General features: G+C 73.2%; 17 protein-coding genes. 10 read left to right on the plus strand and 7 right to left on the minus strand.

The window, feature by feature from the left end; translation table 11 throughout:
• The first annotated feature begins 50 nt into the window (after window positions 1-50).
• Window positions 51-1025 carry an MBL fold metallo-hydrolase gene (locus tag ABZS77_RS06295; protein ID WP_354818095.1) on the plus strand — a complete coding sequence of 325 codons (975 nt, stop codon included), beginning with the start codon at window positions 51-53 and terminating at the stop codon, window positions 1023-1025.
• Window positions 1026-1062: 37 nt separating this feature from the next.
• Here the strand turns inward: ABZS77_RS06295 and ABZS77_RS06300 are convergent, their stop codons facing one another.
• Window positions 1063-1602: a DUF1697 domain-containing protein gene (locus ABZS77_RS06300; protein WP_354818098.1), complete on the minus strand. Its 540-nt coding sequence runs from the start codon at window positions 1600-1602 to the stop codon at window positions 1063-1065.
• Window positions 1603-1788: 186 nt separating this feature from the next.
• On the opposite strand from ABZS77_RS06300, the gene ABZS77_RS06305 reads away from it, so the two are divergent.
• Window positions 1789-2814: a hypothetical protein gene (locus ABZS77_RS06305; protein WP_354818101.1), complete on the plus strand. Its 1026-nt coding sequence runs from the start codon at window positions 1789-1791 to the stop codon at window positions 2812-2814.
• A 58-nt stretch (window positions 2815-2872) separates the two neighbouring features.
• On the opposite strand, the gene ABZS77_RS06310 is transcribed toward ABZS77_RS06305, so the two are convergent.
• From ABZS77_RS06310 to ABZS77_RS06325, 4 genes are read right to left on the minus strand one after another with little or no spacing between them, the layout of a single operon-like run.
• A complete protein-coding gene (locus tag ABZS77_RS06310) occupies window positions 2873-3436 on the minus strand; it encodes a heme-binding protein (RefSeq protein ID WP_354818104.1) in 564 nt (187 codons plus the stop codon).
• A gap of 32 nt (window positions 3437-3468) precedes the next feature.
• Window positions 3469-4218, minus strand: coding sequence for a hypothetical protein (locus tag ABZS77_RS06315; RefSeq protein ID WP_354818107.1), 750 nt, complete (start codon window positions 4216-4218; stop codon window positions 3469-3471).
• Between the two features lie 2 nt (window positions 4219-4220).
• Complete coding sequence (locus ABZS77_RS06320; RefSeq protein ID WP_354818110.1) at window positions 4221-5018, minus strand: ABC transporter permease; 798 nt, start codon at window positions 5016-5018, stop codon at window positions 4221-4223.
• Window positions 5015-5911, minus strand: a complete 897-nt coding sequence (locus ABZS77_RS06325; protein ID WP_354818113.1) for an ATP-binding cassette domain-containing protein — start codon at window positions 5909-5911, stop codon at window positions 5015-5017. Before ABZS77_RS06325 ends, ABZS77_RS06320 begins: the two co-directional genes overlap by 4 nt.
• Window positions 5912-6043: 132 nt before the next feature.
• On the opposite strand from ABZS77_RS06325, the gene ABZS77_RS06330 reads away from it, so the two are divergent.
• The 3 genes from ABZS77_RS06330 to ABZS77_RS06340 all read left to right on the plus strand — a co-directional run bounded on the left by ABZS77_RS06330 (window position 6044) and on the right by ABZS77_RS06340 (window position 8593).
• Entirely contained in the window at window positions 6044-7303 is a 1260-nt protein-coding gene (locus ABZS77_RS06330; protein WP_354818116.1) for a histidine kinase, read from the plus strand.
• Window positions 7282-7992, plus strand: coding sequence for a response regulator transcription factor (locus ABZS77_RS06335; protein WP_354819552.1), 711 nt, complete (start codon window positions 7282-7284; stop codon window positions 7990-7992). The genes ABZS77_RS06330 and ABZS77_RS06335 overlap by 22 nt, the downstream gene beginning before the upstream one ends.
• A gap of 190 nt (window positions 7993-8182) precedes the next feature.
• A complete protein-coding gene (locus tag ABZS77_RS06340) occupies window positions 8183-8593 on the plus strand; it encodes a hypothetical protein (RefSeq protein WP_354818119.1) in 411 nt (136 codons plus the stop codon).
• Between the two features lie 97 nt (window positions 8594-8690).
• Here ABZS77_RS06340 and ABZS77_RS06345 read toward each other — a convergent pair whose 3' ends face one another.
• On the minus strand, window positions 8691-9479 hold the full coding sequence (locus tag ABZS77_RS06345) for a D-Ala-D-Ala carboxypeptidase family metallohydrolase (RefSeq protein ID WP_354818122.1): 789 nt from the start codon (window positions 9477-9479) through the stop codon (window positions 8691-8693).
• A gap of 305 nt (window positions 9480-9784) precedes the next feature.
• On the opposite strand from ABZS77_RS06345, the gene ABZS77_RS06350 reads away from it, so the two are divergent.
• On the plus strand, window positions 9785-10423 hold the full coding sequence (locus ABZS77_RS06350) for a hypothetical protein (RefSeq protein WP_354818125.1): 639 nt from the start codon (window positions 9785-9787) through the stop codon (window positions 10421-10423).
• A gap of 42 nt (window positions 10424-10465) precedes the next feature.
• The gene (locus ABZS77_RS06355; protein WP_354818126.1) at window positions 10466-10930 is read left to right on the plus strand and encodes a PPOX class F420-dependent oxidoreductase; all 465 of its coding nucleotides are present in this window, start codon (window positions 10466-10468) and stop codon (window positions 10928-10930) included.
• A 173-nt stretch (window positions 10931-11103) separates the two neighbouring features.
• On the opposite strand, the gene ABZS77_RS06360 is transcribed toward ABZS77_RS06355, so the two are convergent.
• Window positions 11104-12336 carry a serine hydrolase domain-containing protein gene (locus tag ABZS77_RS06360; RefSeq protein WP_354818128.1) on the minus strand — a complete coding sequence of 411 codons (1233 nt, stop codon included), beginning with the start codon at window positions 12334-12336 and terminating at the stop codon, window positions 11104-11106.
• 82 nt (window positions 12337-12418) lie between these two features.
• On the opposite strand from ABZS77_RS06360, the gene ABZS77_RS06365 reads away from it, so the two are divergent.
• From ABZS77_RS06365 to ABZS77_RS06375, 3 genes are all read left to right on the plus strand, one after another.
• The gene (locus ABZS77_RS06365; RefSeq protein ID WP_354818131.1) at window positions 12419-13012 is read left to right on the plus strand and encodes a pentapeptide repeat-containing protein; all 594 of its coding nucleotides are present in this window, start codon (window positions 12419-12421) and stop codon (window positions 13010-13012) included.
• A 186-nt stretch (window positions 13013-13198) separates the two neighbouring features.
• The gene (locus ABZS77_RS06370) at window positions 13199-14158 is read left to right on the plus strand and encodes a hypothetical protein (protein WP_354818134.1); all 960 of its coding nucleotides are present in this window, start codon (window positions 13199-13201) and stop codon (window positions 14156-14158) included.
• Between the two features lie 102 nt (window positions 14159-14260).
• Entirely contained in the window at window positions 14261-14590 is a 330-nt protein-coding gene (locus ABZS77_RS06375; RefSeq protein WP_354818136.1) for a hypothetical protein, read from the plus strand.
• Window positions 14591-14604 lie beyond the last annotated feature (14 nt).

The following is a 14604-nucleotide window of genomic DNA, read 5'->3' on the forward strand; positions in this document are numbered from 1 at the left end:
GCTGGTTGGCTCGTGTCGACCGATCGCCCGACCACGGGGAGCAGAACCGCATGCCCAGTCTCGACCGCCGTCGCTTCCTGCGCGACGCAGCCGCCACCACCGCACTGGTCTCCGCCGGAGGCCTCGCCGCCACCGCCACCCCCGCCCAGGCCGCGCCGCCCGCCGCCACGCCCGCCCCGACCACCCGCCGCACCGGCGCGGTCAGCTTCCGCTGGTGGGGCACCGCCGGCTGGCGCGTCGACAACGGCGACCGGACCGTCCTGGTCGACCCGTACCTCAGCCGCATCGACACCGGCCTGTTCACCGGCGCGTTCCGGACGACCACCCCGTTGACCGTGCGCCCGGACGTGATCGACCCGCGCGTCGACCGGGCCACGACGGTGCTGGTCACGCACACCCACTGGGACCACTTCATGGACGTGCCGTACATCGCCAAGCGCACCGGCGCGCGGGTGTTCGGCACGCTCACCGCGTACCACCTGGGGTTGGCCTACGGGGTGCCGTCGACGCAGCTCAGCCCCGTCAAGGGTGGGGAGGTGCTGGACTTCGGGGACCACACAGTCGAGGTGGTCGGCTCACTGCACAGCCGCAACCCGTCGTACTCCCTCGCCTTTCCCGGGGTGCGGGTGACCCCGCCGCCGCAGCCGGCGACCATCGCGGACCTGCCGGAGGGCGACACGCTCGGCTACCTGCTGCGGGTCGAGCGCGGCCCGTCGGTCTACTTCACCGGCGCCAGCGACGTCGCCGAGCGGAACCTCACCGGCCTGGCGCCCGACGTGGCGATGGTCGCCATGCAGAACGCCACCACCACCGGCGACTACCTGCCGCGGCTGCTGGCCGGCCTGGACTACCCGAAGGTCGTGGTGCCGGTGCACTACGACAACTTCGAGACGGCGCTGAAGAACCCGCCGCCGGTCGCCCCGACCGACCGCACCCGCCTGGACGACATGATCGCGGCGGTGCGCCGGATCTCGCCGCGCAGCCGGGTGCTGGTGCCCGAGTACGAGACCGCGTACCACTTCTGACCGGACCCGGGTGGGGGCCGGTCGCGTCCCCACCCGGTCAGCCGGCGGCCATCTCGGCCAGGGCCCGCACCGACTTCCAGTTGCGGGTGGTGGCCACGACGCCGAGCTTCTTCTCCAGGTACGCGTTCGTGAACTTCGTCCGGCCGTAGCCGCCGTCGGGGAAGTGCAGGAAGACCTCCCGGCCGGTCACCGTGAACGACACGTTCTCGCTGCCGGGCACGGTGAGGGCATCCACTGTGGATCGGGGCGGAGGCGTTGCCAGGAAGGCCACGTGCAGCCGCGTCGGGTCGTCCTCCAGGTCGCCGTACGGGTTGCCGCCGGCCACCGCCGCCAGCTCCCGGCCACTGCGCACCAGCACCGGCACCGACAACGCCAGTTCGTCGGCGAGCGCCCGACCGATACCGGCGGCCAGCTTCTCCGCGTCGCGCACGGTGCTGTCGAAGGCCACGTTGCCGCTCTGCAGGTACGTCTCGACGTTCTCGTGCCCCAGGTCGGTGACGATCCGGCGCAGGTCGGCCATCGCCAGCCGGGTCGTACCGACGTTGACCCCGCGCAGCAGGGCGACGTACCGGGCCATGGCTCCTCCTGGGTTGACGGCCGACCGGCTCAGCCTAGGCCGCCCGGCCCCACCAGTCCCGTCTCGTACGCGCCGATGACCAGTTGCGCCTGGTCGCCTACCGCCAGCTTGGTCAACAGCCGCCCCACGTACATCCTGACGGTGGCGCACCCCCCGAAGAAGCGGCCGGGCGGCTACCGTCGATGGATGCGAACCGCGCGCCCGGTAGGGCTGCTGCTCTCCGCCACCGCCGTCGTGCTCTGGGCGTTCGGCGTGACAGTGCTGCAACCGCTGACCGAGCCGATCGGCCCGTGGTCGGAGAGGCTGCTGGGCAACAACGCCTACTGGGCCCGCGACCTGCGGTTCATGGCGATCATGGCGGTGGCGGTCGGCCTGGTCCTGGCCGGGCGTGGGCAGGTGCGCTGGAGTCGGTGGGCGGTGCTGCTCGGTGGCTGCTGGGTCGCCGCCGACGTGGCGATCGACCGGCTCGACCCGGTCGGCGTCCGGGCGACGGTGCTGCTCGCCGTCGGCGGTTGCGCCGTGCTGGGTGCGCTCGCGGCGACCCTGTCCTGGCTGGAGCACCGTGCGCCGTCAGCCGTCGAGCGCGGCGCGCCGTCAACCGTCGAGCGCGGCGCGCCGGAAGCCGCCGAGCGGAAGACGCTGACCGGCGCGGCCTGTGTGGCCGGGGTGCTGACGCTCGTGGCGGCCGGCATCGAGTCACCGACCGACCGGGAGCCGGAGCTGAACCAGGGTGCCCTGGCCACGGCGGCCCTGTTGGTCATCCTGGCCGTCGGTGCCGCGCTGGCGGCGGCCCCGGCGCGTACCCGGGCCCGCGTCGGGCTGGCGGCCGGCCTCGCCGTGGCGGCGCTGGTCGGCGTGGGGCTGGTCCGGGCCGTGGCGCCCGGCACGCGGCTCCTGTCGGAGGTGGCCCTGGGGGCGGTGCTGCTCACCGGCATCACCCTGCTGGCCTGGGACTGGCCGGGTGGTCGGCCGATCTGGCGGCACCACGCGCTGGCCGCCCTCGCCGCGTCGCTGGGCCCGGTGGCATTCCTGCTGGTCACGGCCATCTCCACGACCATGCTGCTGCCGATCGGGGCGCCGTTCACGGCGCTGGCCGGCAACATCCCGATCAACGCGGCCGACTCCGACCTGCTGGTCTCGCTGTGCGGGCTGCTCTCCGGGCTCGCGATGGCCCTGCTGCTGGCCCGGCCGGCGGTCAACGCCCGTCGATAGCCCAGCAGACCGTCGGTAGCCCAGTAGGCCGCCGTCAGCCCAGCAGACCGCCGTCAGCTCACTCGACCACCGGCAGCACGACCTCGTTGCGGCGCAGGAACCACGGTTTCCACGGCAGGTCGAAACGTGCGTACCGGATCGCACCGGTGGGTTGCAGCCCGGCGGCGGTGACCGACCGGCCGAGCAGGGTTGCCCGCTGGCTGAACGCCTGCTCGGTCCACCGGCCGGAGAAGCGCATCGCCGCCGCCAGCTGCGCCGGAATCTCGCGGGTCCGCACCCGGGCGTCCACCGGCTCGGGCAGGGTGGCGGCGGTGAAGGTGGCCGGCATGACGAACTGGACGAGGTACGCGCCCGGCCACTCACCCTCCACCTGCACCACCGGCGCCGTCATGGCGATCTTCTCCGAGCCGTCGGACGCGGACGTCGCCGGCGTGCTCGACCCGATCGGGTGCCGAGCCCGGTTGGCGCCCCCGATGTACGCGGCCAGCGGCCGGAACGCCTCGATCGGGGCCCGGGTGAACGACGCCTGGACCTGCATCTCGGCCACCAGGTGGGCCGGGTACCGACGCAGCTCGAAGCCGGGGTGTCGGGACACCACCCGGTACGGCTGCTGTTCGGTCATCGCGCGGCTCCCAGGGTCTGCTGGGACAGACGCTACCGCCCGTCCGGCTCCCGCTCGGCCGAAGTCGACCGCTCCGGCCCCGGGGCGACAGCCCGCCTGGTCAGCCGCCAGTACTGCCTCTTGCCCTCGTCACGGAGCACCACCCCGAGCAGACCCAGCTCCCGGCGCAGTTCCCGGGCGTCGTCGCGGCGATCCCGGTCGACCGCCCGCTCCCGGGCGCGCAGCAGCGCGTCCGCGCCGGCGGGCAACCCGGGCAGGTCGGGCACCCACAGCCGGTACGCCGGCCGGTGCGGATCGTCGTCCGCCCAGCCCCAGCCGTGTGCCCGGAACGCCGCCGCGAGCCGGTCGGCTGGCAGGTCGGTGGACTCCCGGGCCAGCTCAGCGCCTTCGGCGTCGAGCAGCACGAGGTGCTTGTCGGCGAGGAAGACCACCCGGGTGTCGGCCCGTGCGACGGTCCGGTCCTGATCGGCGCGGCGCAACCGGACCCGCGCCGGGTCGACGGTGACGATCAGCCGTTCGGCGGTGCCGACCCCGGCGACGACCAGACCGGCCAGGACGCCCACCGCCATCGTGCCGGCGGTGGCCTGCGGCTCGGGCAGCCGGTCCAGCCACTCGACGAAATCGCCGAACGGCACCCAGGGCAGCCGGGCGAGCCAGCCCGTCGCCGTTGCGAGGAGCCATCCGGCCCCCGCGCCGAGCAGCGGGAAGCCTCCCCACATGACGGCCAGCTCCAGCGGGCCGCCGCTGACCACGGTGCGGGGTCGGTAGCCGGCGACGTCCATGGTCAGGACACCTCGCGGCGCAGCGTCCGGAACAACCCGGCGGCCAGCGGCAGGACCATCCAGGCCAGCAGGGACACCACGATCCGTCCCCACTGCTCGCCGGTGAGGGCGTCGCTGCTGAACAGCGGTTCCATCGTCCTGCTGGTGTCCAGCCAGCCGGCCGGACCGCGCAGGGGCCGGACCATCTCGCCGAGCACCCCCCAGATGGTGGGCAGCAGCAGGTAGCCGACGATCGCCAGCGGCGGGTTGAGCAGGAGCAGGCCGAACGCCGCCCCCATCAGCACGCTGGTGACCTGGAGGATCGCCGCGTTCACGATCAACGACCCGTCGAGCTGCCAGGTGCCCGCGCCACCGCTGGCGGACGCCACCGACGTCCCGACGGCGGCGACGGCCAGGCTGGTCAGCACCGAGGCGAGGGCGGTCAGCGACACGGCGATCAGCTTCGCGGCGACCACCCGCTCCCGGCGGGGCACCAGGGCGTACGTGGTGAGGGCCGTCCGCTGCGACCACTCGCTGGTGATCGACAGGATGCCGAGCACCGGCAGGAGCACCGACACCGGCAGGAGCGACGGGACGAAGAAGTTGAGGAACGTCTGGTCGGCATCCCGGGCGTAGATCAGTTGCAGTGTGACGATCGCGGCGGTGACCAGGCCGATGGTGATCAGCAGCCAGCGGCCGGCCCGGGTGTCGACGAGTTTGCGCAGCTCCACGGCGGTGAGGCGGAGCAGCGACGGGCGGCGTACCGGAGTGTGCTGCCGGGGCGCGACGGCGCCCGCGGCGGGCGCGGTGGTGATGGTCATCGGACGGCCTCCTTGGTCGATTCGCCGGCGGTCAGGGTGAGGAAGAGCTGTTCGAGACCACCGCCGCCGGCGGGACGCAGCTCGGCCAGGGCGACACCGGCGTCGGCGGCGGCCTGGCCGACCGCCTCGGCGTCGGCCTGCACGAGCAGCCCTTCCGAGCTGTCGGCGGCGCTCAGGTCGGCCGCGTCCAGCGCCCGGCGCAGCGCCGCGACGTCGCGGGCCCGGACCACAGTGCCGCCGCCGGCCAGCAGCTCGTTCTTGTCGCCCTGGGCCACGATCCGGCCGCCCCCGATCACCACCAGCCGGTCCGCGACCGCCTCCACCTCGCGCAGCAGGTGGGAGGAGAGCAGCACGGTGCCGCCCCGGTCGGCGAAGTCGCGCAGCAGGCCGCGCATCCAGAAGATCCCCTCCGGGTCCAGGCCGTTGGCCGGCTCGTCGAGGATCAGCACCCGGGGATCGCCGAGCAGCGCGTGCGCCAGGCCGAGCCGCTGACGCATGCCCAACGAGTACGCCCGTACCCGACGCTTCGCCGCCACCGCGTTCAACCCGACCAGGTCGAGCTTCGCGGCGACCTCGCGCTTGTCCAGACCCATGGTGTACGCGGACAGCGTCAACGCCTCGCGGCCGGTGCGCCCGGCGTGCTGGGCGGAGGCGTCCAGCAGCACCCCGACCTCGCGCCCCGGGTTGGGCAGTTCCCGGTACGGGTGCCCGGCGACGGTGGCGCGACCGGTGGTGGGGGCGGTCAGCCCGCAGATCATCCGCATGGTGGTGGACTTGCCGGCGCCGTTGGGGCCGAGGAAGCCGGTGACGGTGCCCGGCTCGCAGTGGAACGACACGTCGTCCACCGCCGGGTGCGGTCCGTACCGTTTGGTGAGGTTCTCCACGGTGATCATGTCGTCGAGCCTGCCCGCGCCGCCCGGCCATCCGCTGCGGCCACCGGTCGGTGCCGCGTCGACCTTGGTCGACCGGAGGGTCTCGACTTTGGTAGCTGGTCGTGGTGTCCCTCGGCTGCCTAGCATGGGCGCGTGACCAGCCTCGCCGTACCCGAGCACCCCTGGCTGCTGCCCGGGGCGCTGGCCGGCGCGGCGGGCCCGGACGCGACGGCGACGCGACGGCCCCGGCGCACCACCCGGGACTGGGCGGTCGACATCCTGGCCTTCCTGATCAGCCTGCTCTGGGTGGTGTTCGCCACCGCCGACGCCCTGTCGCCGGACCCGTCGATGGCCACCGCGCTGCCGCACAGTTGGATGACCGGCGTCGACGCCCTCGTCGGGCTGGTCTGCTGCGGTCTGCTCTGGTTGCGCCGCCGGTGGCCGCTCGGGCTGGTGGTGGCCACGACGCCGCTGACCCTGTTCTCGATGGCCGCCGCCATCCCACTGTTGATCTTCTATTTCACCGTGGTGGTGCACCGGCGGACGGCCGTCGCCATCGCGGTCACCGGTGCCGGTCTGGTCACCAACATGGCCTTCGCCTGGCTGCGCCCGGATCCGAACCTGCCCTACTGGGCCGCCGTCTCCTGGGGCGTGGTGTTCAGCTTCGCCGTGCTGGCCTGGGGGATGTTCGTCCGGGCCCGGCGGCAGTTGATCGTGTCGCTGCGGGAGCGGGCCGAGCGGGCCGAGGCGGAGCAGCAACTCCGGGTCACCCAGGCCCGGCACCTCGAACGCACCCGGATCGCCCGGGAGATGCACGACGTGCTGGCTCACCGGATCTCGCTGCTCAGCCTGCACGCGGGCGCACTGGAGTTCCGCCCGGACGCGCCCGCGGACGAGGTGGCCCGAGCCGCCGGGGTGATCCGGGGCAGCGCGCACGCCGCCCTCGAGGACCTGCGGGAGGTGATCGGGGTGCTCCGGGCCGAGGATGACGGTGGCCGCGACGCCCCGGAGCCGCCCCAGCCCACCCTTGCCGACCTGCCGGCGTTGATCTCCGAGTCGCGGTCGGCCGGGGTGCGGGTCAACGTCAGCGACAGCGTCGCCGACCCGGAGCAGGTGCCGGCCGCGCTGGGCCGGGCCGCGTACCGGATCGTGCAGGAGGGGTTGACCAACGCCCGCAAGCACGCGGCAGGTGCGGCCGTCACCGTCGACGTGGCCGGCGGGCCGGGCACCGGGCTGACCGTGACGATCGGCAACCGATGGCCGGTCGGCACACCTGGCGACACCCTGCCGGGTGCGGGCACCGGCCTGGTCGGCATCAGCGAACGGGTCACCCTCGCCGGCGGTCGGCTCGCCTTCGGGCGCGACGACAGCGGTGACTTCCGGCTCGCCGCCTGGCTGCCGTGGCCGGCGTGACCGGCCCCGGCGGCGCGGCCGGGCCGCCGGTGCGCGTGTTGATCGTGGACGACGACGCCCTGGTCCGCGCCGGGCTGTCGATGATCCTCGGCGGCCTGTCGGACCTCACCGTGGTGGGTGAGGCGGCCGACGGCGGTGAGGTGCCGGAGGCCGTGGCCGCGTACGCCCCGGACGTCGTGCTGATGGACATCCGGATGCCCCGGGTGGACGGCTTGACCGCCACCGAGGCGCTACGTGCCCGGCCGCACCCGCCGGAGGTGCTGGTGCTGACCACCTTCGACGCCGACGAGCAGGTGTTGCGGGCGCTGCGCGCCGGGGCGGCCGGGTTCCTGCTCAAGGACACCCCGCCGGCGGAGATCGTGCACGCCGTACGCCGGGTCGCGGCGGGGGAGGCGACGCTCTCCCCGACGGTGACCCGGAAACTGATCGCCCACGTCACCTCCGACCTCGGACCGACCGGCCCCGACCCCCGTCAGGAGCGGGCGCTGCGGCTGCTCACCGGCCTCAGCGAGCGGGAGCGGCAGGTCGCGGTCGCGCTGGGTCGGGGGCGCACCAACGCGGAGATCGCTGGCGAGTTGTTCATGAGTGTGGCGACCGTGAAGGCGTACGTCTCGCGCCTGTTGACCCGGCTCGAACTCAACAACCGCGTCCAGGTGGCCCTGCTCGTGCACGACGCCGGCCTGGTCTGAGCGCCCCCACCCGCGCCGACGGTCGCCGTGCCGCGCCGGCACCGCGTCGACGGGATCCGCGTGCTGTCGGGGGACGATCCGCTTACCGCGTACCGGAATTGAACTTTCGTCAGGTGCCGGCCGTACCCATGCCCGAGGATGTCGGTGCGGTGGGTCCGCCGTACCGCTGCCGAACTGCGGGAGGCCTGCCGTGCGAGTTGGTGAGCAGTCGACGGATCCCATCGACCAGGTACTGGGTGAGGTGCCGGTGCCGGCGCCGCTGACGCCCGAGGATGTCCGGCTCGCGGTCCGGGCGGTGGTCGTGCACACAGCCGAGGAGTGGCCCACCGGGCCGCTGTGTCGCAACGACGGCGCCTCCTACCCGTGCCGCCTGCACCGCTGGGGACGGCGCGTGTTGGAGACACACGGGCTCAACGAGCGGCAGATCGAGGCGTTGATCCGGCACGGCAATCCGTTCGTGCACGTGCCCTTCCCGTTCACGGCGACCGGGCCCTCGCGGCCGCAGGCCGCCCGGGTCGTCCCGCCGGGCGTACGGCCCTCCGCTGCCGGCCGGCCGGTGACACCCCCCGTCACCGCGCCGCGCTGGCCCCGGGCGAGCTGAGCGCGGCACCCCTCCGCCGCCCGTCCCGGGGCACACGACGTCGGCCCGCCGCGAAGATCCCCCTCCGCGTCGGGCCGACGTCGTTCCGGTCGTCCGCTCAGTCGTTGCCGGCGCCGATCCCGCAGTCCGGCGCGGACCAGCTCGTCGTGTTCGAGCTGCGGTCGCTGTTGTTCTCCCGCCGCGAGTCGACGTGCACGTGGTCGTCGTGGTCGGGGTAGCCCGGCCCGTAGAGGCCGCTGAACCCGTTGTTGCGGGCGTTGCGGGCCACCTGACACAGCGAGGACGTCCGCGAGGTGACGTCCGCCGCGTTGCCGTAGAGGTGCTGGCTGTCCGAGGCGCCGCCGACCTGGTTGTTGCAGGCGCGGCTGCGGTAGCCGCTCGACACCCGCAGCGGCTTGTCGCCGAGGCTCCTGCGCAGCGCCTCCAACTTCCACATGGTGCGCAGCGCGTTCTGCTTGGTCTGGTTGGCCGAGAGCGGGCCGCCGCTCCACCCACTTCCGCCACACCCGTTGTCCAGCTCGTTGTAGCTGAAGTGCGCGGGCGTGCAGTCGTTGTCCTGTAGCTGGTACAGCTTGGCGAAGGTCTGCGGACCGGCGATCCCGTCGGCGCGCAACCCGTACGCCTGCTGGAACCGTTTGACCGCGGCGGCGGTCTTGGGCCCGTACCGGCCGTCGTTCTCCACGATGTCGCGGTAGCCGGCCCAGCCGGCGACCCGGATCTGCAACTGGCGGACGTCGTCGCCCGAGCGCCCCTGGGCCAGGGTGCGGTTCCACGTGTAGCAGCCGTCCGCATAGGCCGCGGGTGCGGCGACGACCGCGGCGATCGCTGTCCCGGGCAGCGCCAGGGCGAATGCGACGGCGGCTCGCTTCCAGGTGTTTACGCGCACAGAAGTCCTCCCGATAGGAGAGCGAATGGGGTGGCTTCGGGACATCGACCGAGGCGTCCCGTGATTTCCACCCTCGCACTGATCCGTGCGGTTGGCGGCAATTAACGAGAATTGTCCTCACGATCTGCGGTCGCTGGGCCTTGGCTGTGAATTCGGCTGATTTGCGAAACAGCCAATTCCTCCCGATCACCCCTCGGACGGATCAAGCGCGACCGAACGTCGCAATCGACCCCACGGCGGGTGATGTTCCCCGGCCCTCGCCGGGCGGTAACGTCAGCCCGGGCGGTGGACTGGCGGAGGTGCGCGTGGCACGCGGTGGCGTCTTCTGTGTCGAGGGTCAGTGGCACCGCGACCTCAACGAGCGGGGCTCCGTGCTGCCCACCCTCGAACTGCTGGAGCGGCTCGGCAAGATCCGCTTCATCCACAAGGACGCGGCGACCCGCGACGAACTGTTCTACTTCCTGGACCGCTGGCTGCTCAAGCAGTACGCGGACCACCGGGTCGGCTTCTTCGCCATGCACGGCGAGCCGAGCCGACTGTGCCTCACCGACTGGCAGTCGGTGGAGTTGAGCGAGGTCGCCGAGCTGATGGCCGGCCGGTGCGAGGGCCGCCGGCTCTATTTCGGCAGCTGCTCGGTCCTACGCGCGTCGGACGCGGTGCTGCGCGAGTTCCTGGACGTCACCGGAGCCGCTCTGATCTGCGGTTTCACCCGAGAAGTGGACTGGGTCGAATCGGCGGCCTTCGAAACCGTGCTCCTCGACGTACTGGCCAACGGGCAGCGACACAATGCCGCCGAACTGCGGATGGGTTCGGCCCACTGGGCGCCGCTCGCGTCGTACCTCGGCTTCCGGGTGATCTACGCCAACGGCCGGGCGTGGCGCCCGGCCGGCCGACCCCGCGTGCCCACCCAGGCGGTGCACCGCTCGGCGGCCCGGCCCCGCTGACCCGCCGCCGGGGCACCGCCGTCCCCCTGGTAGGAACGGGGAATGGCGCGCAGCATCGCGAAGAACACCCGGGTCGACCGGGACACCCTGCTCGACTTCCTCCGGCCGCGGCACCGCGTCGTGCTGATGACCACCCGGGCCGACGGCCGCCCGCAGTCCTCGCCGGTCTCCGCGGGCGTCGACGGGCAGGGGCGGCTGGTGGTCTCCACCTACCCCGAGCGGGCCAAGGTGACGAACATCCGTCGCGACCCCCGGGTCTCGGCCTGCGTGCTCAGCGACGACTGGAACGGCCCCTGGGTGCAGATCGACGGCACCGCCGAGGTGCTGGACCTGCCCGAGGCGCTGGAGCCGCTGGTCGAGTACTTCCGCAGCATCTCCGGGGAGCATCCGGACTGGGACGACTACCGGGCCGCCATGGTGCGCCAGGGCAAGTCGCTGATCCGGGTCACCATCGACGCCTGGGGGCCGATCGCCACCGGCGGCTTCCCCGCCCGCCTCGCCGACTGACCGTTCGCCCGCGTCCCGGCGGCTGACCCCGACCCTGCTGGCGTACCCCCTTTGCTCTGCCGCTGCGGATGCACCACCCCGCGGTCCGACGTCCGGGCCGCCGGTGGCGCATGCTGGGCAGCAGAGCAAAGGGGCCGGAGCAGGCGGGTGGGGGAGCCGCCGGTGGGGACCGGTCAGTCGACGATCGCGGCGTAGACGAGCTGGCGCAGCTGGGAGCGCAGCGGGTACGTGCTCGACGGCATCAGCTGGGTGAACAGCAGGGCGGTGATCTCCTCGGCCGGGTCCACCCAGAACGCGGTGCTCGCCACCCCACCCCAGTAGAACTCGCCGACGCTGCTCGGCACCCGACTCGGGATCGGGTCGTCGACCACCGCGAAGCCCAGGCCGAAGCCGATCCCGTCCAGGGTCGACTCGGCGAAGCCGCCGGTGGACAGGGTGCCGAGGTCCTGACCCCCGGGCAGGTGGTTGCGGGCCATGAACCGCACGGTGCGGGGCCCGAGCAGGCGGACCCCGCCCAGCTCGCCGCCGCGCAGCAGCATCTGGGTGAAGCGGTGGTAGTCGGCGGCGCTGGAGATGAGGCCGCCACCACCGGAGAGCAGGTTGGGCCTGCGGTACGCGAGCCGGCCGATGCTGTCGTAGCGGACCGCCCGGCCACCACGCGGATCCGGTACGTAGAGCGCGGCCAGCCGCTCGGCCTCGTCGCCCTCCATCCACCACCTGGTGTCGGTCATCCCGAGCGGGCCGAAGATCCGGTCGGCGAAGAACGCGTCGAGGCTCTGCCCGGAGACCACCTCGACGAGTCGGCCCAACACGTCGGTGGCGACCGAGTAGCCCCAGGCGGTGCCCGGCTGGAACAGCAGCGGCAGCTCACCGAACGCTGCGCAGGCGCCGGCCAGGTCGACGTCCCCCGGCGGGTACAGGTCGTAGCCGGCGGCCCGGTACAGACCGTCGACCACCGAGGTCTGCATGAAGCCGTACGTCAGGCCGGCCGTGTGGGTGAGCAGGTGCCACACCCGGATCGGCTCGGTCGCCGGCACGGTGTACGGCTTGAGCGTCGACCCCTTGGAGTAGACCCGCAGGTCGGCGAACTCCGGCAGCCAGCGGCTGATCTCGTCGGTCAGCTCGAACCGGCCCTCCTCCCACAGCATCATCGCCGCGACCGAGGTGACCGGTTTGGTCATCGAGTAGATCCGCCAGAGCGTGTCGGCCTCGACCGGTGCGCCCGACTCGGTGTCCCGCAGTCCGTACGTCGAGGAGTGCGCCACCTCGCCGCGCCTCGTGACCACCACCTGCCAGCCGGCCAGCCGGCCGTCGTCGACGTACCGGCCGAAGTGCTCGTCGATCCGCGCCAACCGCGCCGGGTCGAAACCGATCTGGTCCGGGTCCTTGCTCCGAGCGACACTCACGTCGCCGAACCTACTAGCCGGTATGCGGGTGCCGGAAGGGTGTCCCGTCCCCGCCGTCGGTGGCCGGCACTAGCCTGACCGGATGCCGGAGTTGACCGAGGACGTGACCTACCGCCACGAGGACTGGTACGGCGAGGAGCTGGCCGACCGACACTTCGTGGGCTGTGAGTTCTTCCAGGTCGACCTGACCGAGGCGGTGAGCCGGGGCGCCGTGTTCACCGGGTGCACGTTCGGGAACGTGCAGTTCAACGCCTCCCGGCACGTCGACTCGGCCTTCACCCGCTGCGTCTTCAAGCGGTGCAACTTCTTCGAGGCCGAGTTCACCGGCTGCAAGCTGGTCGGCAGCACCTTCGCCCAGTGCGACATGCGCCCGCTGCGGGTGGAGGGCGGCGACTGGTCGTTCGTCGCGCTGCCCGGCGCGGATCTGCGCGGCGTCCACCTCACCGACGTACGGATGCGTGAGGCCGACCTGTCCGGGGCCAACCTCACCGGGGCCACGGTGACCGGCGTCGACCTCTCCGGCGCGCAGTTGCACCAGGTCCGGCTGGGGGGTGCCGACCTGCGCCGCAGCGACCTGACGGCGCTCGATCCGACGACCGTCGAGCGGGCCGGCGCCATCGTCGACGCCGAACAGGCGTTGCTGATCACGCAGGCGCTCGGCTTCCGGATCGGCTGACCGGGACGCGTTCAGGGCGGGGCCGGGATTGCCCGCTTGTCCGATACCTTCCGGTTCCGGACTGGACAGGCCTGCCGGTCCGGATCTAGCGTGTCGTCCACGCCGGTGCAAAACGTGAAACGGCCCACAGTGGACGGTGCGAGCCGCGACGGTCGATGGTGGCCGGGCGGTGGAGGTGGAGGGTCGGTGGCGGACGAAGACCGCATGCGGGCGGATTCCCGGGCCGGCGACGGGGTGTCCGACGCGCCGACCTCGCATCGACGGCCCGCCGTCACCGCCGGGCAGCCGCGCGTCACGCTGCGCCGACTCGCCGGCAGCCACCAGCGCCGACGCCTGATGGTGGCGGGGCTGGCCGTGCTCGCCTGCGTCGCGGGGCTCGGCGCGTACCTCGGCACCCGCAACGGGCCGGAGTCCGGCGACGGCCCGGCGGGCCGCGCGGGCGTACCCGTGGGGGCCTCCCGGCCCACCGGCTTCCCCGGCGCCGAGGGACGCACCGGCGACGTCGGGCCGGCGACGCCCGGCCTGCGCCCCCGGCAGCGCCCGCCGTCGCCCGAACCGACCCCGTCGGTCAGCCCGACCGTGGCCCCGCCGGCGCCCCCGGCCCCACCCGCGCTGTCGGTCAGCCAGGCGGAGGCGCCCGGCGAGATCGACCTCACCGCCACCGGGCAACGGGACTGGATGCACTGGGGGCAGCGCGGCACGTCGGTGGTGCGCAAACGCGGCGGATCAGGGGAGATCGTCGACGCGGGAGGCCGGGGTGCCAGGGTCGGTTGGGACGGCAACCAGGAACTCGTGAGCTGGCGGGACGGCACACCGGAGCGGTCGGTGCGGGACAGCTCGAACGGTGTCTACACCTGCGGCGCCGGCAACGGCTTCAGCCTCGCGGTCGCCGGCAGCGGTGAACCGCGCACGGTCCAGCTCTACGCGGGGACGTGGATGGCGCGCGGCCGGCTGGACGTGCGGCTCTCCACCGGTGGCCCGGTCAGCACGGTCCGGCTCGAGGACCCCTACACCAGCCGGAGCGCCCAGTTCACCATCCGTTTCCAACTGCCCAAGGGTGCCCGGCTGCTGGTGAACTGGACCGTGGAGAAGGTCTTCACCCCGCACTGCGGGAACGTCGCCCTCCAGGCCGTGGCCGTGCGCTGACCGGCCGACGGCGGCGCGGGACAGTTTGTCCGTCGCACACCGTCGAGGGCGTCGTAACTTTCTGCTGTCCCCGTCCGGCCATCCAGTGTGGAGGCAGCGCAGATGAGCAGCAGCACCGCCCACCGCGTCCGTCCCGTCGCCCCGTCCGGCGCCCGCGAATCGGCCGGGGAGGTGCTCCGCGACATCCCCCTGCCGCCGTACGTCACTGTGGAGGACGCCCAGTTCGCGGTGCGGGCGGTGGTCGTGCACGCGCCCCGGCGCTGGTCCGGCGGTGTGGTCTGCCGCAACGACGCCAGCCCGCACCCGTGTCGACTGCACCGCTGGGGCACCCGCGTACTGGCGCTGCGCGGGCTGCGCGCCGCCGAGATCGCCGCGCTCATCGAACGCGGCGACCCCACGGCGGTCGTCCCCGGACCGGACCGTCCGGCCTGAGCGTCGCGCTCCCG

The organism is Micromonospora sp. NPDC005298 (assembly GCF_040607375.1).
Taxonomy (GTDB): domain Bacteria; phylum Actinomycetota; class Actinomycetes; order Mycobacteriales; family Micromonosporaceae; genus Micromonospora.

Coding starts and splice junctions, on each gene's coding strand:
- ABZS77_RS06300 (WP_354818098.1), bottom strand. CDS start 1,602: ATGGCCCGGTACGTCGCCCTGCTGCGCGGGGTCAACGTCGGTACGACC.
- ABZS77_RS06365 (WP_354818131.1), top strand. CDS start 12,419: ATGCCGGAGTTGACCGAGGACGTGACCTACCGCCACGAGGACTGGTAC.
- ABZS77_RS06325 (WP_354818113.1), bottom strand. CDS start 5,911: ATGATCACCGTGGAGAACCTCACCAAACGGTACGGACCGCACCCGGCG.
- ABZS77_RS06320 (WP_354818110.1), bottom strand. CDS start 5,018: ATGACCATCACCACCGCGCCCGCCGCGGGCGCCGTCGCGCCCCGGCAG.
- ABZS77_RS06305 (WP_354818101.1), top strand. CDS start 1,789: ATGCGAACCGCGCGCCCGGTAGGGCTGCTGCTCTCCGCCACCGCCGTC.
- ABZS77_RS06310 (WP_354818104.1), bottom strand. CDS start 3,436: ATGACCGAACAGCAGCCGTACCGGGTGGTGTCCCGACACCCCGGCTTC.
- ABZS77_RS06315 (WP_354818107.1), bottom strand. CDS start 4,218: ATGGACGTCGCCGGCTACCGACCCCGCACCGTGGTCAGCGGCGGCCCG.
- ABZS77_RS06375 (WP_354818136.1), top strand. CDS start 14,261: ATGAGCAGCAGCACCGCCCACCGCGTCCGTCCCGTCGCCCCGTCCGGC.
- ABZS77_RS06355 (WP_354818126.1), top strand. CDS start 10,466: ATGGCGCGCAGCATCGCGAAGAACACCCGGGTCGACCGGGACACCCTG.
- ABZS77_RS06295 (WP_354818095.1), top strand. CDS start 51: ATGCCCAGTCTCGACCGCCGTCGCTTCCTGCGCGACGCAGCCGCCACC.